Raw genomic sequence first — 23,344 nt, forward strand, 5'->3', positions numbered from 1 at the left:
CGCACGACCTCTGCTGAGCACGGCTCGCCGCTGGTTGAAAGTTCCTGTAGTCGAATCAGTTTCGTCGACAGGAGAGTGCGAAGTACCGACTGACAGGTGGAACAGTGACTCGTTTGGCGCAGACGGCGGGATTGACCGAAACCCAGACCGACATCGTCGGGGCGGTACGAGAGTTCGTCGATCGCGTCGTCATCCCCGCGGCGCAGGAACTCGAACACTCGGATACGTATCCGACCGACATCGTCAAGCAGATGAAGGACATGGGTCTGTTCGGACTGACCATCGACCCCGAGTACGGGGGAATCGGCGAATCACTGCTTACCTATGCGCTGTGCGTCGAAGAGTTGGCCCGCGGATGGATGAGCGTGTCCGGTGTCATCAACACGCATTTCATCGTGGCTCACATGATTTCCGCGCACGGGACGCCGGAACAGAAGGCGAAGTACCTGCCGCGTCTGGCGTCCGGAGAGCTCACCGGCGCATTCTCCATGTCCGAACCTGCATTGGGTTCGGACGTTGCCGCGATCACCACCAGGGCGCGGCGCACCGAATCGGGCGACTACGTCGTCAACGGCCAGAAGATGTGGCTGACCAACGGTGGTTCGTCGACGCTGGTTGCAGTCCTGGTCAAGACGGACGAGGGCGCGGAGAAGCCGCACAACAATCTGACGACGATATTGATCGAGAAGCCCGCAGGTTTCGGTGAGGTACTCCCGGGCCTGACCATCCCGGGCAAGCTCGAGAAGATGGGCTACAAGGGAATCGACACCACGGAGATGATCTTCGACGGTTTCGAGATCGCAACCGAAGAGGTTCTCGGTGGCACCCCCGGTTTGGGATTTCGGCACATGATGGACGGCGTCGAGGTCGGCCGGGTCAACGTCGCCGCTCGCGCTTGCGGAATCGCCCAGCGCGCTTTCGAACTGGCGGTCACCTACGCCAAGCAGCGCGAGACTTTCGGCAAGCCGATCGCCGAGCATCAGGCCATCGCGTTCCGGATCGCCGAGATGGGCACCAAAGTCGAAGCGGCCCATCTGATGATGGTCAACGCTGCCAGGCTCAAGGATTCGGGTGAGCGCAACGACGTCGCCGCAGGTATGGCGAAGTACCTGGCGAGTGAATTCTGCTCGGAGGTCACGCAGGACAGCTTCCGTATCCACGGTGGGTACGGCTACTCCAAGGAATACGAGATCGAGCGGTTGATGCGCGAGGCGCCGTTCCTTCTGATCGGTGAAGGCACCAGCGACATCCAGAAGCAGATCATCAGCAAGGGTCTGCTGCGTACTTACAACTGAACCGAGAAGCGGCACCGCGATACTTTTGCGGTGCCGCTTCGTCGTGTCGGATCAGCGGGTGAAGTCAACGGGTAACGTCAGCGCTTGAATGCCAAGGTTGTCACTGGTGACCGATTGCCGTATGCGTCAACGGCTTCGACACGAGCTTCGTACGCGGTGCCCGCTGCTGCATCGGGAATCGGAATGTCGAGGCTGTTCGGCCGCGGCATGAAGTAGAAGTCGGAGAGCACCTTCGACGAGACAACCTTCGCTCCGGTGGCCGTGTCCTTGACCTCGACGGCGTAGTGGTGCACCATCTGATCGTCCTTGGCCTGCGCGATCCTCAATGCGGTCGCACCGTTTTCGCCGGTCGTCACCGAGAGCGGGGTGGTCGTGGTGAATTCCGGTGCGTGCGTGTTCCGTGCACCCTGGATGTAGCGGAAGTTGTCCTTGATCTGCTGGTTGGTCGAACCGTCGAGTTCGACCGTCCACCCCGAACCGCTCAGAGTGCCGGCGCTCGAGTACGGCGGCTGCCAACTCGCCGACCAGGCGCCGCCGGCGTAGATGTCGTGCTTGTCTGCCGCCATGTTGATGCGGTTGATCTCCGTGCGGTCTTGGTAGACCTCGACGAAGAGTGCTTGGGCCGTGGGTGATTCGAATCGGTTGGCGAGACCGGATTCGGTCACCATCTGATAGCCGTGATCGATTTCGATGTACGACATCGAACCGTCGTTGACCGACGTGAAGTCACGCTGATGGATCGACCGATCGTCGTTGTTGTTCAGATGCGAGTGTCCGGAGAAGAAGATTGCCTGTGGGAAGGCGCTCAAGTCCTCTGTCAGTCGTGGATTCGACGCTTGCTGGCCGTCCATGGCCGTGTTGCTGGCAGGTCGGTGGCCCTGTACGAGAATCGGTTTGGTCAGGTTCGCCGAGTCCGAGGTGATTTCGGTCAGGCGGGACTTCAGCCAATTGCGTTGTGCTGAATCATTGTTGTATGTCTCGGTGTTCACTGTGAAGAGATGGACACCGCTGACGTCGGATTCGTAGTATCCGCCACCGGAATCCGGGAACCACTCTGTCGGGTATCCCGCTCTGATCGCCGCGAGACTTGCATCGTGGTTGCCGTTGGAGATCAGCAGTTGGGTGTCGTTCATACCCTTCCTGGCGAGGTTTGCCTGGAAGATCTCTGCGACGATCTTGTGATCGGGGCCCTTGCCGTCTCCGTTGTCGTTGATCATGTCGCCGTTGGACAGGATTGCGTCTGGTTTCGGGAAGATGGAACCGATTGTGTCGAAGAAGCTTTCGTACTTCTTGTCGTTGTTCGCGTGATCGCCGACGTGGACGTCGGACATCACGACGACCTGAGCCAGCGGCTTTTCCGAGGTCTTGATCAGGTAGCCGAACGAGACCGCCGCGCTCGCGTGATCGCCGCGGAAAGCGGCGACAGTGACGTTGGTGTCCTGTGCGATCTGCAACGGATGTCCCGGCGTGGCAGCTTGGCTGTCGGTGGTGGGTGTCGTTCCGTCCAAGGTGTAGCGGACGGTGGTGCCGCGCTCGGCGGTGAAGGTCAGGTCGACGGGGTGCTCGTACCGTCCGCCGGGGACACTGACGCCGGGCGCTGCGGGCGGCGTGTTGTTCTCACCCGAAGAGCTGCCCCATTCGAAGGACGAACTGCCCCAGCCGGGTTCGGCATGGGGTTCGGCGGGGGCGATGCCGGGAACGGCGAGAGCCGCGGTCACGGCTGCTATCGCGATGGTCGTACGTCTCACGAGGATTCCTTGTCTTCGACGCGGTGGTTCAGACCTATCCATAATTGGTCTGGACCAATTATGGTAGGTGGCGCCGGGTAGAAGAAGGTGTGTCCTGAATGTCCGATTAATGAAGGGTGCATGAACACCCTGCAGTGCTTGCTACCGGTATACCTGGCTGCGTTTATGGCAAAGTCGACGGCGTGGACCTACGTCAGATCGAGTACTTCCTCGCCGTTGCCGGTGGGGAGTCTCTGTCGACGGCAGCGCAGAATCTGTCGGTCACCAAGCCGTCGCTGTCGCAGGGGATTCGTGGTCTCGAGCGCGAACTCGGAGTCGAACTGTTCCACCGTGTCGGTCGCGGTTTGGTTTTGACGGCAGCAGGTCGGGCGTTGGTGGGACCGGCCAGGCAGATGATGCGCAGTAGTGCGGCCGCGTTCAATGTCGCGATCGGTACGGCCGACGAGCCTCGTGGGCGGCTCGACATCTTTTCCGCGGCACATGGTCTCGAAGGCCCGATCGCACGCATCGTGGCGAACTTTCGTGAGCAGTGGCCTGGTGTCACCGTACGTGTCGGTGAACTACAACAGGGTGCGACGACCGAACAGGCGTTGGCTGACGGCGCGTGCGAGGTGGTCTTCAGCTATTGGCCACCGGACATGTCGGCGCTGTCGACAAAAGTGATCGGGGTGAACGAGTACTGGCTGGCAGTGCCGTCGGGGGTACACCCGGATGTGTGGCCCAACGGCGTGAAACCCGCTGCAGGAGAGCCGGTGTCATTGACGGAACTGCCCGATCTTCCGGTGGTGGGCGTGCTCAAACACTCGCGGGCGCGGCTCGCCATCGAGTCGTCCCTGCAGGCTGCCGGTGCCAGGACTCGAATGTCGACGGAGCTGGCGCAGCGGGAGACCGTCGGCGCGTTCGTCTTCGCGGGTTTGGGTATGGCGTTCATGGAGCGTTCGTTGGCCGAGAGATCGGTCGCGTCCGGCGCGGAGATATTTCCCGTGGAACCGGCGATCTCGCTGAATTACGGCGTCGAATTCGATCCGGAGACGCTCTCCCCGTTGGGCAGGCTGTTCGTAGACGGCTTGTGACGTGTCGAGAGTTTCTCGATGTACGCGGACCCGGCCGGCGAGAGCGGGCCGTCGCGGTAGACCAAGATCGTCTGCCGGGTGATCGGTGGGAACAGCGAGCGAACCTCAGCTGCCGGGTAGTCTTGTTCGGCGATCGATCTGGGAAGCAGTGCGACGCCTACGCCTTGGCCGACCATCTCCCGGACGGCAAGGCGATCAGGTACTTCCACCACGACGTTGGTGAGTTCCAGGTCGTCGTCGACCGAATGCCCGCGCCTGGCTGCAGAGGCCTCGACCACCATCGGCAGGCCCGCAACCACAGCGCGTGGAACCGGGTCGGGTAGTTCTGTGGCCAGGTGAACGGGGACAGACAAGACCGTTTCCTGGGTACTCACGGAGATTTCTCGAAGCCCGTCGGAGACACCGGTACCCGGATGAGTCTCGAGAAACCCGAGTTCACACGCGCCCGCTCTGACCAGTGCTCGCACCTCCAGTGCGTTCGCGGCGGCGTTCGTGGAGAACCGAATTCCGGGTGCCGTCAGATGGAGGCGTCCGGCGACCTCGGCTACCGGGTCGATGGCCAGATCGGACTGGACAGCTAGGGCGAGTTCCCCGGCACGCAAAGCGATTACCGCAGCCACCGCGGCTTCGGCCCGCGCAACGTCGGAAAGCAACGTACGGGCAGACTCGGCGACCGCCAGTCCGACTGTGGTGGGAGTCAAACCGCGAGTGGTGCGCTCGAAGAGTGTGGCTCCGAGTGCTCGTTCGAGGTTGCGCACGGCCTGCGACAGTGACGGTTGCGAGATATGCAGGACGTCCGCGGCCGCAGTGACGCTGCCGTGGTCGACGACGGCGACGAGATACTGCGCGCTGCGTATGTCCATCCCGGGTGCCTGCATCTGACGAATTCTCCCAGATGACGGTGCCCTGGCTGCGGTGACTTGCTGCGACCTGCAGACATAGGTCTGAGCTATGGCTCTGTGCGCCTTCTCGTCTTTGTGGCGCAGGCCATAGCGATGGTCGACTGTTCCAGTACCACTGACCGCGGTTCGCGCTCGGTGAGTACCTGGAACACAGGAGCGTGATGTGAGCGAGCTTCACCTGCCCAACCGGATACGCCACTCGGCGTCTACTCGGCCGTTCGATCCGGCGATCACGTGCGGCGACCGAGCTTTGACGTGGGCCGAGCTGGACGGCGAGACCAATGCCTTGGCGAGTGCGTTGGCAGAAGTAACCGCGACGGGTGCTCGTGTCGGCGCGCTACTGCGGATGGGTCTCGAAGGTGCGGAAACCTTCATCGCGTGTGCGAAGGCAGGCGCTGTGTTCATTCCGTTGAACTGGCGACTCAACCCACGCGAACTCGTCGACATCGCCGAGGACGCAGAACTCGACGTCTTGATCGTCGACGACGAGTTCGCAGTGGGCGCGGCAGCGATTTCCACAGCGTTGCCGGACATCGCGGTCATAGCCGTGGGAGCCCCAGGAAGTCTGCCGAATTCGCGAACCTGGGCGGCGTTCGCGGCGTCCGGGACGGGCGTCGACCCCGGACTTGGGCACGAGCCAGACGCAGCGGTTCTGCAGCTGTACACGTCCGGGACCACCGGCCGGCCCAAGGGAGTCGTGGCCACGCATCGGAATCTGTACAACGAACCCGCTGGGTTCGACGTGTACGAATTCGGTTCGAATGCAGTGGCACTCGACGCGCTGCCTCTCTTTCACATCGCCGGTGCAGGCTGGATGAGTACGTGCCTGTCCGCCGGAGTGCCTTTGGTGCTGCTCGGAGACATGGCGCCGGCTCGGGTCGCTGATGCCATCGCGACTCACCACGTCACCCACGCATTTCTGGTACCTGCGGTCATTCAGACGCTGGTAGATCTGCCCACCCTCGACAGTTTCGATCTCTCCAGCTTGCAGGTGGTCGCGTACGGGGCGTCGCCGATCACGCCGGCACTCCTCGCCCACGCGATGAACGTGTTGAACTGCAAATTCGTTCAGCGATACGGGATGACCGAGACAACGGGTTCGGTATCCGTCCTTCGCGCCTACGACCATCATGTGAGTGGGCCGCGATCGGACTTGCTCCGCTCTGCAGGAAAACCGATGATCGGCGTCGAGATCTCCATTCGAGACGTCACGACTGGTGCAGAATTGCCGCCCAACGAGTCCGGTGAGATCGTCGCGCGCAGTAGAAACAACACTCGCGGGTACTGGCGACGTGAACGTGAGACCGCCGAATTGTTCACCCACGACGGTTTTCTCCGAACGGGCGATGCCGGTCATCTGGACGACGAGGGCTATCTGTTCGTCACCGATCGTCTCAAGGACATGATCATCACCGGCGGCGAGAACGTTTATCCGATCGAGGTGGAATCCATTCTGGCCGAGCACCCTTCGGTTGCCGAGGTCGCGGTGGTCGGGGTTCCCGACACGCGCTGGGGTGAATCCGTGACCGCAGTCGTCAAACTCGTCGACGGTGCCGCGGTGCCCAGCGTCGAGGAGTTGATTGCTTTCAGCACAGCGAAGTTGGCGTCGTACAAGAAGCCTCGCCAGATCCATTTCGTGGACTCTCTACCTCGCAATGCGAGCGGAAAACTGCTCAAGTCGAGCCTGCGGACCATGCTGAACGCGAGCGGAGAAGCATCATGATCGTGACCGAAGACGTCGGCGTCGCACAACGTGAGGCGTGGGCGAACAAAGTCCTTCCACCGGTGGAGCAGGTACGGGACGGATTGTGGTCGATCCCTGTTCCCATGCCGGACAACCCTTTGCGCTACGTGCTCGTCTACGCGCTCGCCCTCGACGACGGACTAGCCCTCATCGACGTCGGTTGGGATCACGAACAGTCGTGGCAGGCTCTGGTCGACGGCATAGGGTCGATCGGATACCACGTTTCCGAAGTGCGGTATGCGGCAATCACACACCTGCATCCCGATCACTTCGGCCTGGCGCCGCGCCTTCGGCAGGTCAGCGGTGCAACGTTGGCGATGCACGTGGCCGACGCGACGCTTCTCGGATACCACGGCCCCGAGCAGACTCGCAACGACATCAGTGGTTGGAACTCGCAGTTGTCCGAACTCGGCGCGCCGGCGGAAGTGCTCGATGCCTCTCGGGTCGACCTGGTGCGGTTCGCTGAGCACGAATCCATCGACGTTGTTCTGGGCGATGGGGATTCACTCGACCTACCAGGATGGAATCTTCGCGCCCAGTGGACGCCCGGCCACACCCCGGGACATCTCTGCTTCGTGGAAGAGGACCGGGGGTTGTTGTTCAGCGGCGATCACATGTTGCCGAGGATCAGCCCGAACATCTCCACGATTCCCGGTGAACTCGAGAACCCGCTCCATCGTTATCTGCTCTCGCTCGAGGCGACGACAACCCTGGGTGAATGCGAAGTCCTTCCGGCACACGAATATCGATTCCGGGGGATCGCTGATCGTGCACGTCAATTGATGGGGCACCACGAGGAAAGATTGGCGGAAATTGTGGAGGCGGTGCAGGCCGAGCCCGAGTCCACGGCCTGGGACCTCTCGCGCACGATTTCCTGGTCTCGCCCGTTCGATCAGATGTCGCCGCGGCTACTTCGCCTGGCAGTCCGCGAAACACATGCTCATCTTGTTGTTTTGGCCAAGCGGGAGATCGTGACACCGTCCGGCGGCACGCCCGTGCGATGGAGCCTCCGCGCTCAGTGACCTTTCAAAAATTCTCATCACGGAAGTAGGAACCGAACATGAGCGTCGTGCTCACCGACTTCGCCGACGGCATTGCCGTCATCACACTCAATCGTCCCGAGGCCAAGAACGCGGTCAACCTGGAACTCGCGAAGGCCTTGGCGGCCGCGATCGACGAGTTCGAGGAACGGTCCGATCTCACCATCGGAATTCTGACCGGGGCTGGTGGAACCTTCTGCGCAGGTATGGATCTCAAGGGATTCGCACGCGGCGAACGACCATCGCTGCCCGGTCGTGGGTTCGCCGGTTTGACCGAAGCTCCGCCGTCGAAGCCGCTGATCGCAGCCGTCGAGGGTTGGGCACTCGCCGGCGGTTGTGAACTGGCGTTGGCAGCGGATCTGATCGTGGCATCCTCCGACGCGAAATTCGGCTTACCCGAAGTGAAGCGGGGGCTTGCCGCGGCCGCCGGTGGCCTTCTGCGTCTGCCCAAGATTCTCCCGTATCAGCTCGCCATGGAGATCGCTATCACGGGTGACCCACTCAGTGCCGCCGTGGCGCATCATCACGGCCTGGTCAATCGACTCGCCGAACCGGGACAGGCTCTGGCTGTCGCACGCGAGCTGGCGGCACGAGTAGCGGCAAACGGTCCGCTGGCTGTGCGCGCGACGAAGCAGGTGCTGGCAATGTCCGCCAAGTACACCGATCCGGATGCCTTTGTCGCGCAACGCGAATTCATCGATCCGGTCTTCGCATCTCGGGATGCCAAGGAAGGTGCCACCGCATTCGCCGAGAAGCGCTCTCCCGTGTGGAGTGGTTCATGAGTGCCGAAACCGTCGAGCGCGCGGCCGTAAGCATCGAACGCACGGGCGCTGTCGCAACGATCGTTCTCGATCGACCGCATCGCCGCAACGCGCTCGATCTTGACGCCTGGATCGCGCTCCGTGAAGCGGTCCTCGAACTTCAGGAGGACTCGCAGATTCGCTCGGTGATCCTGACTGGCGCGGGTGGCACCTTCTGCGCGGGTTCCGATCTGGACAAACGCGGCTCGTCGCATCCGCTCGATCGGATGCGCGTCATCAACGCAACGGCAGCTGCCCTGGGTGAGTTTCCCAAGCCTCTGGTGGCAAAGGTCGACGGGTTTGCCGTCGGAGCCGGATGGAACATGGCGTTACTCTGCGACTTCGTCGTGGCAGCCAAAGGCGCGAAGTTCAGCCAGATCTTTGCCAAACGCGGGTTGTCGGTCGACTTCGGGGGTTCGTGGATCCTGCCGAGACTGGTCGGACTCCAGCAAGCCAAGCGACTGGTGATGCTCGCCGAGACGATCGACGCTCAGGAAGCCTACGAACTCGGATTGGTGACCTATCTGGTCGAACCGGCCGAACTGGACGAACACGCGTCGACACTGGCGCTACGGCTCGCCGACGGTCCGCCTGCTGCATTGAGTCAGTCTGCGGCCATGCTCGAACATCACACTTCGCTCTCGTTGCGGGAAGCACTCGACAACGAGGCAAAGGCGCAAGCCGTCAATTTCGCGACGGACGCTACCGACGCGGTTCGTGCCTTCGTGGAAAAGCGGGATCCGATCTTCACCGGAGAGTGGGCGGTACCAGGGGTAACTCGCGTGGAGTGAGCGACCGATCGCTGGTCGTATGATGAGTGAGTGGACCTGCACTTTGTCACCTACTTCGTCGCTGTTGTCGACCACGGTGGGATAACGAAGGCCGCTCAGGCTCTCTACATTTCGCAGCCGTCACTTTCACAGGCAATTCGTACGCTCGAGCGTCGACTCGGCGCCACGCTGTTCGACCGGACGGGTAGACGGTTGGTTCTCACCGATGCCGGACGAACTTTCGATCTCGCGGCCAGGCGAATACTTGCCGACGTCGAGCGCGCGAAGGCCAAGGTGACCGCCGTTCGCGAACTCGAGTTCGGCCGTGTGGACGTCGTCTCGTACTCGGCGTTCTCGATCGATCCGATGGTCGAGTTGGTCCGTCGATTCCGGGCCAACTTCCCGAAGATCGTCGTGCGCGTTCTCGACACGTACGGCCCGGCCGGGGTGGACAACGCGTTGCGGCGCGGATCGGCCGAGGTCGGTGTCACCGATCTGAGTATCGGGTACGAAGGATTGGTCACGGCTCCGATCGTCACTCAGGAGTTGGTGCTCGCCACGCACGCGTCGTTGTCCGGCCGCTTGGTGGCGCCGTTGATCGATCCGGTTCCTCGAGCGCTACTGCACACTTTGCCTCTCGTCGCCGACCTCGGTGACCAATCGAACCAGTTTCGTGGTTTGCTCAGCGAAGGCGCCGAGAACGTCGTCGTCGATTGTGTCCATCCGGTCACGACGTGGGACCTGGTCCGTCGCGGAATCGGCGCCACAGTTGTTCCGAGAAAGGTTGCACAACAGCAGATGTCCGATGTGTGTGCCTTCTCCTTCGATCCGCCGCTTCGGCGCGACGTCGGCATCGTCTACCGCTCGGGCGAGCAATCGCCGGCCGCTGCAGCGCTCATCGCGACGGCTGCCGAGATGGCCGCGACGTACTCTTCATCCTCTGGGAAGGACTGAGCGGTGGAATTTCGACAGATGGAGTACTTCCTCGCGGTCGTCGAGAACAAGGGAATCAACGGCGCTGCAGCGGCTTTGGGTGTTGCTCAGCCGACGGTGTCCCAGGCGTTGCGAGGGTTGGAACGTGAACTGGGAGTGAGGCTTTTCCACCGGATCGGGCGCGGAATGGTGCTCAGTGCAGCCGGTCGCAGCTTGGTCGGCCCGAGTCGACAGGTTCTGCGAGACGTTGCAGCCGCGGCGGAACAATTGACGGCATCCGACGGTGCGATTGTCGGTCGACTCGACATCATGGCTTTTCCTGCTCTGACCTCCGGGACGATCGTCGATCTGATCGCGGAGTTCTGTCGACGGTATCCGCAAGCGCGAGTCAGATTCTCGGAACTCGAGCGGGAGGACAATCTGGAAAGTCTCATCCGGGACGGTCACTGCGAATTCGCGGTGGCACATCTGCCGCTCGAGGCCGGCGAAGGGCTCGAGATCGTAGAATTGGGGGAGCAGGAGTACCGCCTGGTCTACCCGGCGGGAACTGATCTACCCGAGGGACCGGTACGCCTTTCGGAAATGCCGGACATTCCCATGGTATTCGTTCCTCGCGGGGCGGCGATGGGTGATGCGATCGAAGATTCGATCCGAAAGGCCGGTACGAGAACGGAACTCGCAGTGGTCACGGAGCAGCGGGAGTCGCGGCTACCGATGGTCATCGCTGGGCTCGGCGGTTCATTGGTCGAGCGCTCGGTAGCGAAATCGATGCCAGGTCAGGTGGTGGAGCGAGCCTGCGAGCCGAGATTCCTGCGTGCGTACGGTCTCGCCTTCGACCCCTCGACTCTGTCGCCGGTGGGACAGGCATTCGTGAGCTTGGTCCACGAATACCTGTCCGACGAATACCTGTCCGACAACTATCTGTCGCAGCCCTAGCGTCGGCAGATACGCTCGCGGGCCGCCTCGTACTCGGATGCGAGACGCTCGACCACTGCATGCGTCGGAAGAACTGCGTCGACCGAACCGATTCCCTGGCCCGCGCCCCAGATGTCGCGCCAGGCCTTGGTGTCGGTATCGGTGGTCGCGAAACTCATTGCGGAAGGATCGGATTCGGCCAAGTTTTCCGGGTCCAAACCGGCGGCAACGATGCTGCCACGCAGGTAGTTCCCGTGTACGCCGGTGAACAGATTGGAGTACACGATGTCCGAAGCGCCGGAGTCGACGATCATCTCCTTGTACGCCGGATCGGCGTTGGCCTCTTCCGTAGCGATGAAAGCCGAACCGACATAAGCCAGGTCGGCACCGGCCGCGAGTGCAGCAAGAATCGAATCACCGTGAGCGATGGCACCCGACAGCAGTAGCGGACCGGCGAACCACTCACGAATCTCCCGAATCAGGGCGAACGGCGACTGTCTACCGGCATGTCCGCCTGCCCCGGCGGCGACCGCGATCAGCCCGTCCGCGCCCTTCTCGATCGCCTTGCGTGCAAAGCGGTTGTCGATGACGTCATGGAGAACGATTCCGCCGTACGCATGTACCGCATCGTTGATGTCCGTGCGTGCACCGAGCGAGGTGATGACGATCGGGACCTCGAACTCTGCGATGGTGGCAAGGTCCTCTTCCAGGCGGTTGTTGGACCGATGGACGATGAGGTTGACCGCAAATGGTGCGGAGGGCTTCTCCGGGTGCTCACGATCATGCTCCTCGCGCGCCACCGTGATCAGCTTGAGCCAATCCCGAAGTGCTGACTGCGGACGGGCATTCAGGGCCGGGAAAGACCCGATGATCCCGGACGTGCACTGCGCGATAACGAGGTCGGGCGTCGAGATGATGAACATCGGTGACGCGAGAACTGGTACCCGCAGTTGCGACGTCAGATCTGCGAAGGTCGTCATTTGGAACCTGCCTTGTCGACCGACTCGAGAAGCCTCGACCGGAGATCGGTTTTGAGCACCTTGCCGGCGGCGGACGTCGGGAGTAGCTCTACCTCGACGACATCGCGAATCTTCTTGTACGGCAGCACTTGCTCGGCGACAAACGCCTTGATCTGCTCGGCGTCGAACTCGGCGCCCGGAATCATCACCACGAAGGCGACGGGTTCTTGACCGTTGCTCCCCACTTCGCGGCCGACGACCGCGGCAGTCGAGATTGCCGGATGCGAGACCAGAATCTCTTCGAGTTCACGCGGATAGACGTTGTACCCCTTGTAGATGAGCATGTCCTTGGCCCGGTCACAGATGAAAAGGTATCCGTCCGAGTCCACGTACGCGATGTCGCCCGTGTCCAACCAGCCGTCGACGAACTGTTCTGCGGTGGTTTCCGGATGTCCGAGATAGCCGTCGGTGACCTGAGGTCCACGTACCCACAGTTCGCCGCGTTCGTTCTCGCCCAGAACGGTCTTCCGGTCGAGTTGATCGCGAATCTGTATCTCGGTGTCGAAGATTGGGAGGCCGACGCTGCTCTGACGGTATTGCGAGCCGTTGATCAGCGGTGCGGCCGTGACCACACAAGTGGCCTCCGTCAGTCCGTATCCCTCGACGACCAGCGCTTTGGGAAATGCGCGGCGGAGCGCAGCGAGCGTGACGCTGTCGATCGGGGCGGCGCCGGAGGACACGACACACACGCTGTCGGTGTTACGCACCGTAGCGTCGGGATGAACCGACAGTGCGTGCCACATGGCGGGAGACCCGGTGAGGTAGGTGGCCCCGTGCTTTTCGATCAGCTCGAGCATCCGGCCGGGTTCGAACCGGCCGGCAAATACCTGAGTGAGCCCGGAAATCAACAGGAACGACGTGTTGAGCAACGAATGTGCGTGGAAGAGAGGTGAGACCACGATGGTCGCACCGGTTCCCGGCGTCGGACCGAGCACGTCGAGGCCGGCGATGCGTCGTGGCGTGACCAGACCGTCGGCACCTGCCTCCAACTCGTGTCCGGTTCTCCAACCACACATCTGCGTGATGTTGCCGACGACGTTGCGGTGAAGAACGCGAACACCTTTGGACACCCCGGTGGTTCCGCCCGTGAACGCGATGTGTGCGATGTCGTCGCTACGGACGGTGGCAGGGGTGAATTCGGTGGGTAGGTCCGCGATGAAGGCGTCGAACGCGACGACCGACTCCGGTGCGTCGAGCGCGCCCTCGGTGTCCTGGACCATCACGATCGTACGTACGGTGGTTCCTGCAGAAGCGGCCAGAAGGACGTGCAGCTGCGAACTCTGAGTGACCGCAGCAGCGGCGGACGTCTCTTCGATCTGCTTGCGTAGGCCGAGCTCTGGTTGAAGCGGATTGACCAACGTAACGGTCGCTCCGGCTTGCAGGCAGCCGTAGTAGGCCTGGAGGAACTCGACGCAGTTCCCGAGGTGCATCAACACCACGTCACCGACGCCCACTCCGGCTTGCCGCAATGCACCGGCGAATTGTGCACTGCGCTGGCCGAGTTCGCGGAAGGTGCACGCGCGCTCGCCGTCCACGACGGCGAGGCGATCACCGTACAGTGACGCCATGCTGGGTGCCCAGTACGCCATCGTGGTATCCGGGTAGTGCATGTTGTGGCGCAGTTGTGGATTGGCGATCACGCTGGCGCCCGTCACCGGGGAGCCATCCGGATAGCGCCGTCGAGCCTGATGGTTTCGCCGTTGAGATAGCCGTTCTCGAGCATGGAGACGGCCAGCTGACCGAACTCGTCGGGTCGACCCAACCGTGAAGGGTTGGGAACCGAGGCTTCGAGGGCCGTGCGCACGTCTTCACGCAGGCGCGCCAGCAGGGGAGTGTCCATGATGCCAGGAGCGATGGTGTTGACGCGGATTCCGCGGCTGGCGAGATCGCGAGCAGCGGTGACCGTCATACCGACGATGCCGGCTTTGGATGCCGTGTAGTTGATCTGACCGATCTGACCTTCGAATGCCGCGACCGACGCCGTCATGACGATGGCACCTCGCTCACCGTCCACGGCGTCGAGTTCGGCCATCCTCTCGGCGCCGAGTCGGAGTGCGTTGAACGAACCGACCAGATTCAGTTTGACGACGAACTCGAAATCCTCGACCGATCCGGCTTTTCCGTCCTTGTCGAGAATGCGCATGCGACGCCCGGCGCCGGCGCAGTGGACGACGCCACGCAGTCCGCCGCGCTCGTGCGCCGCGTCGAGTGCTTCCGCGAATTGTTCGCTGTCGGTGACGTCGGCCGCGGCGAATTGTGCGGCAGCTCCGAGATCGGCCGCCACCTGCTTACCGTCGGAAGAAGGCAGATCGATCAACGTGACCTGCGCCCCGGCGTCGAGCAGTCGTCGAGCGGTGGCCAGGCCGAGACCTGAAGCGCCGCCGGTGATCGCGGTGGAAAGTCCCTCGAGTTTCATGAATCAATTCTTCTTTCCTGCTGGATGACGTGTGGCCCGAAAGCGTTGTCGGGTCAGATCAATTCGAGAATGGTCGCATTGGCCATGCCGCCGGCCTCACACATCGACTGGAGTCCGTAGCGAATTCCCTGATCACGCATGTGATGTGCCAGGCGAGTCATCAAGATCGCGCCCGATCCGCCGAGTGGGTGCCCGACCGCGATCGCGCCGCCGAGCGGATTCACACGATCTACTGCCGCGCCGGTTTCGGCCTGCCAGGCAAGCGGGACGGGCGCGAATGCCTCGTTGATCTCGAAGGCGCCGATGTCGTCGATGGACAAGCCGGAGCGATCCAATGCCTTTGCGGTGGCGGCAATCGGACCGGTGAGCATGATGACCGGGTCATCGGCCGCGACCACTGCGGTGTGGATACGGACGAGAGGCTTCCACCCGCGTGCCCGGGCGTACTCACTGGTCGTGACGAGTGTGGCGCCCGCTCCGTCGGAAATCTGAGAAGAGTTGCCGGCGTGGATGACTCCGTCGGCGTCGAAGGCCGGGGGCAGCTTCGCGAGCGACTCCAGACTTCCGCCTCGCCGAATGCCTTCGTCTTGGGACAAGCCGGCGATCGGAGCGATCTGCCCGGTGAACGCACCTGCATCGGTGGCGGTGGCCGCGAGTTCGTGTGAGCGAAGTGCGTATTCGTCCATAGCCGTTCGTGTGAGCGCCCATTTCCGGGCCATCATCTCGGCGCCGGTTCCCTGGCTGAAACTGTCCACCCCGAAGCGCTCGAGTACCGAAGCGGGGAAGTGCTCACCGTTTTTGCTGGCGGTCCCCATCGGTACTCGCGACATCGATTCGACGCCTCCCGCTACGACCACGTCGTTCTGGCCGGAGATGACGGTGGCCGCAGCGAAGGACACTGCCTGCTGGCTCGATCCACAGGCTCGGGTCAGCGTGACACCGGGAACGCTGTCGGGCCAGCCGGCGGCGAGTGCCGCTGTGCGGGCGATGCTTCCGGCCTGCTCGCCGACCTGACTGACGCATCCCCAGATCACGTCGTCGACCGTCGCCGCGTCGAGTCCGGTCCGTTCAGCGAGCGCACGCAGTACATGTGCGGACAGCTCGGCCGGATGGATCTCCGAGAGGGCGCGGCCGCGACGGCCGATCGGTGTACGTACTGCGTCGACGATGACGGCATCTCGCATGTATCTCTCCTGCTGTTCGTGCCCGGTGTTGCGACGGTGCGGTTGGGGCGTTACTCGAGTCGATCACGAGTGGGACGACCCGGCAATGTCTTTCGGTGAATGGCTGTGTTAGCGAACGGCTATACGTGGAGTACTCAGCCGCGGATGAGCTTGCGGTCGCGTTCGGGGTTGGCGAAGACGAGGACCAGAACCGCGGCGACGACTCCGATGATGCCGATTGCCTGGAAGGACTGGGCGTAGCCGTCGGCCGGTGTTGCAGCGTTGTCCACGATGACTCCCGTTGCGTAGGGAGCAATCAGGCCGCCGATCGACATGATGGCGAGGAAGAATCCCATCGTTCCGGCAGTCTGCTGCGGCGGGCACAGTTCGGAGATCGCAGCGTTGATGAGCGGGAAGGTGATTGCCGAGAATCCGTAGCCGATCGAGACCATGGCGACGGCGACGATGGGAGTGGAGATCTGAGGCAGGAAGAGGAGGATCGATCCGCAGATCAGAACGCCGACACAGGGGACGATGACACGAACCGTGCGAGAGGTGTAGCCGCGGCCGATCAACTTGTCCGTGACCGAACCGGAGGTGATCATGAGAACCAGACCGACGATCGAGGGCAGCGCGAACATCGAACCGGCTTGCATCGCACTGTATCCGAGGCCGACCTCGAAGTACGACGGCAGCCAGGTGAGAACGACGGTGGTCAGCGCGTAGATGGTGGCGATGAGGAAGCAGCAGCTGACGAAGGTGCGGGAGAGCAGGATCTTTCGCCACGGAACGTTGGGCTCGGTGACTGCCTTCGTTGCTGTCCCGACTGTCCCGGCCGCCTCGCTTGCTTCTGTATCTGCATTCTTGGTCGCCTTGACGGCCTTGCTCGTGTACGGGCCCTCGGACCAACCGGCCAGCCAGCAACCCATCCACACGAGTCCGAGGACGGAGAGCGAGAGAACCGCTGCACGCCAGCCGTAATGAACGGCGATGAAGGTCAGTACCGGTGCGAGGGCGATCTTTGCGACAGATGCGGATCCGGCGAGCATTGCGCCGGGAAGGCCGCGCTTGGCCGGCGGGTGCCACGAGTACGCGGCGGTGTGCATCAGTGCCGAGCTGGGACCCTCGGCGAATCCGAGGAGCATGCGCGAGACGATCAACATTGCGAGGCTGGCGCCGAGAACGAGGGGAAGCATGACCACGGACCAGATGGCGGCCAGGATCAACAGCGCCCAACGCAGGGTCAGATACTTGTTGAGCGGTCCGGCGAGGAATCCACCGATGCAGAACATCAGGAAGAAGAGCGAGCCGACCATGCCGATTTGCGACGACTTCAGTCCGAGCTCACGAGCGAGGGGCTGAGCGATGATTCCGAGGACTGCCTTGTCCGCGTAGTTGACGATGTAGAGGAAGACGACGAGTCCGGTCATCGTCCACGCACGCTTGCGGGTACCGAAGACAGGGACTGCTGACGAATCTGGCGTTGCTGTTGCTTCGGGCTGGACGTCGTTACGCTGTGGCGCGATGGGGGTCACGTGGCGTCCCTTCGAGACTGGTGGGCGGATGCGATCGTGCTCGAAGCGCAGCCTCGAAGCGATCGATGGTGTTGTATTTGCCGGCTGACCCATTCAACGTGTTCTGGATCACTTTGAGCAATGTCGCGTCGATGATCGGAACGATAGCGGTTGCCTATGTATCGCAGGTCAGGCCATATTGGTACGCCCTATCGGAGCCATAGCCGATGAGTGTTGGATCGGATGCGGAACAGTGAGGCAAGGTGAGAAAAATGATCACCCTGTTCCCTCGACCGACTGGAGTTCATACATGCAGCGCACCGTGTTCAACGAGGATCACGAGGCATTCCGGGCTACCGTCCGCGATTTCATCGCGAAGGAAGTCACCCCCGTCCACGAGAAGTGGGAAGAGGACGGTTACCCGCCCCGTGACTTCTACCGGCGGCTGGGAGAGCTGGGCGTACTCGGAATTCAGGTGCCGGAGGAATACGGCGGAGGCGGCGAGAAGTCGCTCAAGTTCAACGTCGTCGTCGCCGAGGAAGTTTCTGCCGCCGGGGCGTCCTTCGGCTCGCAGTCGGTGCATACCAACCTGATCCTGCCCTACCTGCTCGAGTACGCGAACGACGAGCAGAAGAGCCGCTGGTTGCCGGGCTTCGCTTCGGGAGATCTGATGTTCGCGATTGCGATGACCGAACCGGGGACGGGTTCGGATCTGGCGAACATCGCGACGACGGCCAAGCTGTCCGAGGACGGCACGCACTACGTGGTCAATGGTTCGAAGACGTTCATCACCGGCGGGGTGCTTGCCGATCGCGTCCTGGTTGTGTGCCGCACCGCCCCCAGTACAGCGGAGAACCGACGCACTGGGTTGTCGATTCTGGTGATCGATACGTCGTCGCCCGGATACTCGGTGGGGCGCAAGATCAACAAGATCGGTCTCAAGACCTCCGATACTGCTGAGCTTTCGTTTGTCGACGTACAGGTGCCCGTCGAGGACCGGCTCGGAGAAGAAGGTGACGGGTTCAGCTATCTGACTCACAACCTGGCTCAGGAGCGGTTGACCATCGCGTTCGGAGCAGCGGCCACCGCGCGCGCCGCGCTTCGCTTTGCGATCGACTACGTCAAGGACCGCAAGGTGTTCGGTAAACCCGTCGCGGCATTCCAGAACACCAAATTCGTTCTGGCCGAATGTGCTACCGAGGTCGATGCCATCCAGCTGGTGTCCGACAACGCACTCGAATGCCATGACCGCGGCGCGCTGACGATTCCCGACGCAGCGAAGGCGAAACTGTTCTGCACCGAGGCAGCAGGTCGAGTGATCGACAAGTGCCTCCAGTTGCACGGCGGATACGGCTACATCACCGAGTACCCCATCGCACGTCTGTACGCAGACACACGTGTCACGCGAATCTACGGTGGCACAAGCGAAGTCATGAAGACCATCATCGCGAAGGATCTTGGTCTCTGAATTGCAAGCTACAAACTTTCGGCCTCGGAACGATGTTCCGAGGCCGAAAGTATTTTCGTGGGTGGGTCAGTTCGCCGGAACCCCGACGACGCCGTCCGCGATCAGCGTCGAGGCGTGATCGGCGTTGGTTCCGAGGATGTCGGCGAGAACCGCGATCGAGTCGCCGCCGACCTCGGAGGCGGGTCTGGTGCCCAGGTGCGCGCCGTCGAACGAGGCGGGGTTGGCGGCAGCCAGATAGCGTCCGATTCGAGGTTGATCGAGTGCGGAGAACATCGGGTTGTTCTCGAGTTCACCCGATTTCACAACCTCTTCGAAACTGCGGTACCTCTCGAACAGAACTGACGATGTGTCCAGCGCTGCAGCGATCTCGGCGCCGCTGTGTTCCCGGAACCAGTGTGAGAACAGGGCAGTCAGCACCTCTCGATGACGGTAGCGGTCCGCTTCGGTGGAGAAGTCCGCTCCGAGTGCGGTTTCGACGGCGTCGACAGCCGCCGTGGTGCCGGTGACCGACGCAAGGTCGCGGAAATGGCGAGTAGTGAGGGCGACGATCATGAACCGTTCGTCGTCACTGGAGACGAAATCGATTCCGTACGTGCCGTAGACGGCGTTGCCACCGGACTCACGACTGCGGCCGTTCACCTGCACTTCGGTGAGGTAGCCGAGAGTTCCTGCGGTGGCCAACGCGACGTCTTCGAGCGGGAGCGTGATCCGAGATCCATGTCCGGTCGAGTCACGTTGGCGCACTGCGGCAGTGATCGACAGGGCGGCGTAGAGCCCGCATGCGACGTCCCAGGCAGGCAAGGCGTGATTGACAACTCCGGCGTAGTCCGCGGGGCCGGTGATCTGTGGAAATCCCAACGCGGCGTTGACCGTGTAGTCGACTCCGGGGCTGCCGTCGCGGCGCCCGAGGATCTCGAGAGTGATGACGTCGCTGCGCAACTGGGCCAGGGAGTCGTGGCTCATCCAGTTGCGGCCGCCGGCATTGGTGACCAGGATTCCGCCGCCAGGTCCCGGAGCCGTGACCAGTTGGCGAATCAGTTCCTGGCCGCGCTCGGCACGCATGTCCACCGAGAGTGAGCGTTTGCCCTTGTTGAGCCCGGTCCAGTAGATGCTTTCACCCTCGGCCGTCACCGGCCATCGGTTGTAGTCGGAGGCTCCTCCGATCGGATCGATCCGGATCACGTCGGCACCGAGTTGTGAGAGAGTCAGCCCGCACAGGGGTGCGGCGACAAAGCTCGAGACCTCGATGATGCGAAGCCCGGACAGCGGGCCGGGGGTCTGAGTCATCTGTGTTCCTCCGGGGTAGAAGAGTGTGCGGTCATGCCATCAACACGGTGAAACGCCAGTCGAGGACCGGAGTTTGTGTTGCAGAAGCATTGTGGGAGAACACGAGTGAACGCAGCTGCACTGCGGTTCCGTGTTCGAGGGGCGACGAACCTTCGACGTGCAGTTCGCTCGAGAGGGTATCGCCCTCGTGAACGGGTCCGGCGTGATCGCACGAGTGCCACCCCAGCACTGTCACCACGTTCGGCAGTGCGCGAGTTGCCTGGGCGAGAGCAATCCCGATGGTGTGGCCGCCGTAGACGAGGCGACCGTGAGTGCCGACGCGCTCGTCGTGGTGCGTTGCTGCGATGTTCAAGCTCAGGCGGGCAAGTTCGGGGGCGCTCGAGACGACGTCGCCGCTGCTACGGAACACGGAGCCCACCAAACCTGATTCGAAGTGCTTGCCGGGCACCCGCTCTCGATATGTGTCGAGGTCCCAGCCACTTGGTGAGACGTACGGAGCCGGTTCGAGCGGACCGATCGCACCGAGGTCGTCGGCGTGGCGGGTTCTCGTCTCGATCGGGTCGGGGCTCAGCGGGAGCATGGCGCAGCGGTAGAAGTCGAGGACCGTGTTGCCGTTCTGGTCAGCGGACGTCATCCGTAGCGCCGCAAGTCCGGTGGCGGCGCGTCCCGGCTTGGCCGAGTTCTCTCGTAGACCGACCACTTCGGTCCGTGTGTACAGGGTGTCGCCGAGCACGGGGAAGCGATGGAATCGCAGTCCACGGTAGAAGAGGTTCGCCTTGACGTGGTGAGTGACCACGGTGGACTGACCGATGGCAATGTCGGTGACCAGTCCTGGATTGGCCACTGGTGCAGCAGAACCCGTGACGCTCGACGACAAGTGTGCGTCGAGGGGCAGGCGCATGCGGTCGCCGAGAATTGCCTGATGTGCGGCGGCGAGTCCACTGGTCAACGTCACCGCGGGGGCTTCGTCGAAGATCTGTCCGTGGGTCAGCTCGTCGAAGTACGGTCCTCCTACGTAGTGCTCGCTCATACGGAGACTCCTTCAGCTCGGGCAAGCGTACGACGCGCTGCCACGGCCACAGCTTCGTCGAGCATCTGACCGTCGAGTTGGGCGGCGCCCGAACCCAGGGTCTCGGCTTCTTCGAGTGCGGTCAATACCCGCCGGGCCTCACTGACTGTGTCCTCCGAAGGGGTGAATGCGCCAGTGGCCGAGTCGATCTGCGCCGGATGGATGACCCATTTGCCGTCGAATCCGAGAGCGCTGGTCCAGTGCGCAGCGCGCCGGAAGGCGTCGTCGTCGGCGATGCCGAGAAAGGGCCCGTCGATTGCGGCGATGCCGGCCGCACGGCAGGCGATCAGGATTCTGTCCTGGACGGCAAGCCAGTGTTCCGGCAGCGCCGAGCGCGAGCGACCCAGTGCTGCACCGAGATCGGCGTATCCGATGATCGCGCCCTGGAGGCGAGGAGTCGCGCGGGCGATGGAGTCGGCATTCTGGACGCCTAGCGGAGTTTCGATCAGCGCTTGCAAGGTGGTGTGGTGCCCGCCTGCAGTCGCGAGGATCTGTTCGGCCTCGAGCAGTTCGTCGGACGACTCGACCTTCGGGACGATCACGCTGGTCAGCGATTCTCCGAGGGCGCCGCAGGCGATCAGGTCGTCGCGGGCCCACGGCGTTGCCAGGCCGTTGATCCTCACCGAAATGGTGCGCGTCGCACCGAACTCCTGCACCAGCGCGGTGACGAGGGCTCGCGCCAGGTCCTTGTTTGCCGAAGTGACGGCATCCTCGAGGTCGAGAATCACCTCGTCTGCGCTCGATGCGATGGCTTTGCGCGCCTTGCGCTCGTCCGAACCCGGTGCGACCAGAGACGCGCGGCGTCTGGTCGAGCGGTAGTGGTTCTCGTCCATGTGTGTCGATTACCTCGATCTGGGGTTCAAATGTACGGCCAGTTGTGAAAGTGATGAGCTGCCGTGAACGGCGTTGATGTGCACCGAACTGCCTCGATGCTGGCAGTTGCTGCGTATCCATGTCAAGGAGCGGTATTGACATTGCGCGAACAATATCGAAATATGGCCGTACAAACTTTTTTCAAGTCGAGGCGGATTCATGCTCAAGCTCAACGACGAAGAGACATTTCTGATCGAAACCGTGCGCCGGTTCGTCGACCGAGAGGTCAAGCCCACAGTTCAGGAGGTGGAGCACGCGAACGAGTATCCCGAGAAGTGGATCGATCAGATGAAGCAGATCGGGATCTACGGTCTCGCGATTCCCGAGGAGTACGGCGGATCGCCGGTGTCCATGCCCTGTTATGCGCAGGTGACGCAGGAACTGTCGCGAGGGTGGATGTCCCTGGCGGGAGCGATGGGCGGTCATACGGTGGTCGCGAAGCTCATCGCACTGTTCGGTACCGAAGAGCAGAAGGTGAAATACCTGCCGCAAATGGCAACCGGTGAGATCCGGGCAACCATGGCACTCACCGAGCCTGGCGGTGGCTCCGATCTGCAGGCCATGACGACCAACGCCAAGAGCGACGGCACAGATCTGGTCGTCAACGGGGCCAAGACGTGGATCACCAATGCCCGCCGGTCCGGCGTGATCGCCTTGCTGTGCAAGACCGATCCGAGTGCAAGCCCTCGGCATGCGGGCATCTCGATCGTTCTCGTCGAGCACGGCGAAGGACTGACGGTCTCCCGCGATCTCCCGAAGCTCGGGTACAAGGGCGTCGAGAGTTGTGAATTGTCCTTCGACAACTACCGAATCTCCGAGTCGGCCATTCTCGGTGGCACTCCTGGCAAGGGATTCGGGCAGATGATGAAGGGGCTCGAGACCGGCCGTATCCAGGTGGCATGCCGTGCGCTGGGCGTCGCCACGGCTGCACTCGAGGATTCTCTTGCCTACGCGCAGCAGCGCGAGAGCTTCGGGCAGCCGATCTGGAAGCACCAGTCGATCGGGAACTATCTCGCCGACATGGCAACCAAGTTGACTGCGGCACGGCAGCTGACCTGGCACGCGGCGCAAATGTACGACAGCGGCGAGCGGTGCGACATGGAGGCAGGCATGGCCAAGCTGTACGCCTCCGAGGTGGCAATGGAAATCGCGTTGTCCGCCGTCCGCATCCACGGTGGTTACGGCTACTCGACGGAGTACGACGTCGAACGGTATTTCCGTGATGCGCCGCTGATGATCGTCGGTGAGGGAACCAACGAAATTCAGCGCAACGTGATCGTTTCGCAGTTGGTTGCCCGCGGCGGTCTGTGACGGC

Annotated in this window: 20 protein-coding genes; 10 read left to right on the forward strand and 10 right to left on the reverse strand. The window is 62.4% G+C overall.

Features of this window, described 5'->3' with window-relative positions; translation table 11 throughout:
- Nucleotides 1-104: 104 nt before the first annotated feature.
- The gene (locus ACFWAD_RS07040; protein WP_378542419.1) at nucleotides 105-1,295 is read left to right on the forward strand and encodes an acyl-CoA dehydrogenase family protein; all 1,191 of its coding nucleotides are present in this window, start codon (nucleotides 105-107) and stop codon (nucleotides 1,293-1,295) included.
- A gap of 77 nt (nucleotides 1,296-1,372) precedes the next feature.
- On the opposite strand, the gene ACFWAD_RS07045 is transcribed toward ACFWAD_RS07040, so the two are convergent.
- Nucleotides 1,373-3,043 (reverse strand): chitobiase/beta-hexosaminidase C-terminal domain-containing protein, encoded by a 1,671-nt coding sequence (locus ACFWAD_RS07045; protein WP_378542421.1) that lies wholly within the window; start codon nucleotides 3,041-3,043, stop codon nucleotides 1,373-1,375.
- 182 nt (nucleotides 3,044-3,225) lie between these two features.
- On the opposite strand from ACFWAD_RS07045, the gene ACFWAD_RS07050 reads away from it, so the two are divergent.
- Complete coding sequence (locus tag ACFWAD_RS07050) at nucleotides 3,226-4,116, forward strand: LysR substrate-binding domain-containing protein (RefSeq protein ID WP_378542423.1); 891 nt, start codon at nucleotides 3,226-3,228, stop codon at nucleotides 4,114-4,116.
- Here ACFWAD_RS07050 and ACFWAD_RS07055 read toward each other — a convergent pair.
- Nucleotides 4,050-4,994: a LysR family transcriptional regulator gene (locus tag ACFWAD_RS07055; RefSeq protein WP_378542425.1), complete on the reverse strand. Its 945-nt coding sequence runs from the start codon at nucleotides 4,992-4,994 to the stop codon at nucleotides 4,050-4,052. The two genes, ACFWAD_RS07050 and ACFWAD_RS07055, sit on opposite strands and share 67 nt — an antisense overlap.
- Before the next feature lie 187 nt (nucleotides 4,995-5,181).
- On the opposite strand from ACFWAD_RS07055, the gene ACFWAD_RS07060 reads away from it, so the two are divergent.
- The 6 genes from ACFWAD_RS07060 to ACFWAD_RS07085 are packed head-to-tail and all read left to right on the forward strand — an operon-like array spanning nucleotide 5,182 to nucleotide 11,241.
- Nucleotides 5,182-6,741, forward strand: a complete 1,560-nt coding sequence (locus tag ACFWAD_RS07060; RefSeq protein ID WP_378531369.1) for an AMP-binding protein — start codon at nucleotides 5,182-5,184, stop codon at nucleotides 6,739-6,741.
- A complete protein-coding gene (locus ACFWAD_RS07065) occupies nucleotides 6,738-7,784 on the forward strand; it encodes an MBL fold metallo-hydrolase (RefSeq protein ID WP_378542427.1) in 1,047 nt (348 codons plus the stop codon). The genes ACFWAD_RS07060 and ACFWAD_RS07065 overlap by 4 nt, the downstream gene beginning before the upstream one ends.
- 38 nt (nucleotides 7,785-7,822) lie before the next feature.
- On the forward strand, nucleotides 7,823-8,584 hold the full coding sequence (locus ACFWAD_RS07070; RefSeq protein ID WP_283302961.1) for a crotonase/enoyl-CoA hydratase family protein: 762 nt from the start codon (nucleotides 7,823-7,825) through the stop codon (nucleotides 8,582-8,584).
- Complete coding sequence (locus ACFWAD_RS07075; protein ID WP_378542429.1) at nucleotides 8,581-9,393, forward strand: enoyl-CoA hydratase/isomerase family protein; 813 nt, start codon at nucleotides 8,581-8,583, stop codon at nucleotides 9,391-9,393. The genes ACFWAD_RS07070 and ACFWAD_RS07075 overlap by 4 nt, the downstream gene beginning before the upstream one ends.
- Nucleotides 9,394-9,423: 30 nt before the next feature.
- Nucleotides 9,424-10,326 carry a LysR family transcriptional regulator gene (locus tag ACFWAD_RS07080; RefSeq protein WP_378542431.1) on the forward strand — a complete coding sequence of 301 codons (903 nt, stop codon included), beginning with the start codon at nucleotides 9,424-9,426 and terminating at the stop codon, nucleotides 10,324-10,326.
- A gap of 3 nt (nucleotides 10,327-10,329) precedes the next feature.
- Entirely contained in the window at nucleotides 10,330-11,241 is a 912-nt protein-coding gene (locus ACFWAD_RS07085) for a LysR family transcriptional regulator (RefSeq protein WP_378542433.1), read from the forward strand.
- Here the strand turns inward: ACFWAD_RS07085 and ACFWAD_RS07090 are convergent.
- The 5 genes from ACFWAD_RS07090 to ACFWAD_RS07110 form a co-directional block, all read right to left on the reverse strand.
- On the reverse strand, nucleotides 11,238-12,200 hold the full coding sequence (locus tag ACFWAD_RS07090) for an NAD(P)H-dependent flavin oxidoreductase (RefSeq protein ID WP_378531380.1): 963 nt from the start codon (nucleotides 12,198-12,200) through the stop codon (nucleotides 11,238-11,240). The two genes, ACFWAD_RS07085 and ACFWAD_RS07090, sit on opposite strands and share 4 nt — an antisense overlap.
- Nucleotides 12,197-13,894, reverse strand: a complete 1,698-nt coding sequence (locus tag ACFWAD_RS07095; RefSeq protein ID WP_378542435.1) for a class I adenylate-forming enzyme family protein — start codon at nucleotides 13,892-13,894, stop codon at nucleotides 12,197-12,199. The genes ACFWAD_RS07090 and ACFWAD_RS07095 overlap by 4 nt, the downstream gene beginning before the upstream one ends.
- A complete protein-coding gene (locus tag ACFWAD_RS07100) occupies nucleotides 13,891-14,655 on the reverse strand; it encodes an SDR family NAD(P)-dependent oxidoreductase (RefSeq protein ID WP_378446871.1) in 765 nt (254 codons plus the stop codon). The genes ACFWAD_RS07095 and ACFWAD_RS07100 overlap by 4 nt, the downstream gene beginning before the upstream one ends.
- 53 nt (nucleotides 14,656-14,708) lie before the next feature.
- Nucleotides 14,709-15,839, reverse strand: coding sequence for a thiolase family protein (locus ACFWAD_RS07105; RefSeq protein ID WP_378542438.1), 1,131 nt, complete (start codon nucleotides 15,837-15,839; stop codon nucleotides 14,709-14,711).
- A 134-nt stretch (nucleotides 15,840-15,973) separates the two neighbouring features.
- Nucleotides 15,974-17,446: an MFS transporter gene (locus ACFWAD_RS07110; RefSeq protein WP_378542440.1), complete on the reverse strand. Its 1,473-nt coding sequence runs from the start codon at nucleotides 17,444-17,446 to the stop codon at nucleotides 15,974-15,976.
- Between the two features lie 196 nt (nucleotides 17,447-17,642).
- Between ACFWAD_RS07110 and ACFWAD_RS07115 the strand changes: the two genes are divergently transcribed.
- Nucleotides 17,643-18,800, forward strand: a complete 1,158-nt coding sequence (locus tag ACFWAD_RS07115) for an acyl-CoA dehydrogenase family protein (protein WP_378542442.1) — start codon at nucleotides 17,643-17,645, stop codon at nucleotides 18,798-18,800.
- 66 nt (nucleotides 18,801-18,866) lie between these two features.
- Here ACFWAD_RS07115 and ACFWAD_RS07120 read toward each other — a convergent pair whose 3' ends face one another.
- The 3 genes from ACFWAD_RS07120 to ACFWAD_RS07130 are packed head-to-tail and all read right to left on the reverse strand — an operon-like array spanning nucleotide 18,867 to nucleotide 21,989.
- The gene (locus tag ACFWAD_RS07120; protein ID WP_378542444.1) at nucleotides 18,867-20,087 is read right to left on the reverse strand and encodes a CoA transferase; all 1,221 of its coding nucleotides are present in this window, start codon (nucleotides 20,085-20,087) and stop codon (nucleotides 18,867-18,869) included.
- A 31-nt stretch (nucleotides 20,088-20,118) separates the two neighbouring features.
- The gene (locus ACFWAD_RS07125) at nucleotides 20,119-21,117 is read right to left on the reverse strand and encodes a MaoC family dehydratase (protein WP_378531392.1); all 999 of its coding nucleotides are present in this window, start codon (nucleotides 21,115-21,117) and stop codon (nucleotides 20,119-20,121) included.
- Nucleotides 21,114-21,989, reverse strand: coding sequence for an HpcH/HpaI aldolase/citrate lyase family protein (locus ACFWAD_RS07130; protein ID WP_378531394.1), 876 nt, complete (start codon nucleotides 21,987-21,989; stop codon nucleotides 21,114-21,116). The genes ACFWAD_RS07125 and ACFWAD_RS07130 overlap by 4 nt, the downstream gene beginning before the upstream one ends.
- 199 nt (nucleotides 21,990-22,188) lie before the next feature.
- On the opposite strand from ACFWAD_RS07130, the gene ACFWAD_RS07135 reads away from it, so the two are divergent.
- The gene (locus ACFWAD_RS07135; protein WP_378531397.1) at nucleotides 22,189-23,340 is read left to right on the forward strand and encodes an acyl-CoA dehydrogenase family protein; all 1,152 of its coding nucleotides are present in this window, start codon (nucleotides 22,189-22,191) and stop codon (nucleotides 23,338-23,340) included.
- Nucleotides 23,341-23,344: the final 4 nt, after the last annotated feature.

This window comes from Rhodococcus sp. NPDC059969 (assembly GCF_042738325.1).
In the GTDB taxonomy this organism is placed as follows: domain Bacteria; phylum Actinomycetota; class Actinomycetes; order Mycobacteriales; family Mycobacteriaceae; genus Rhodococcus_F.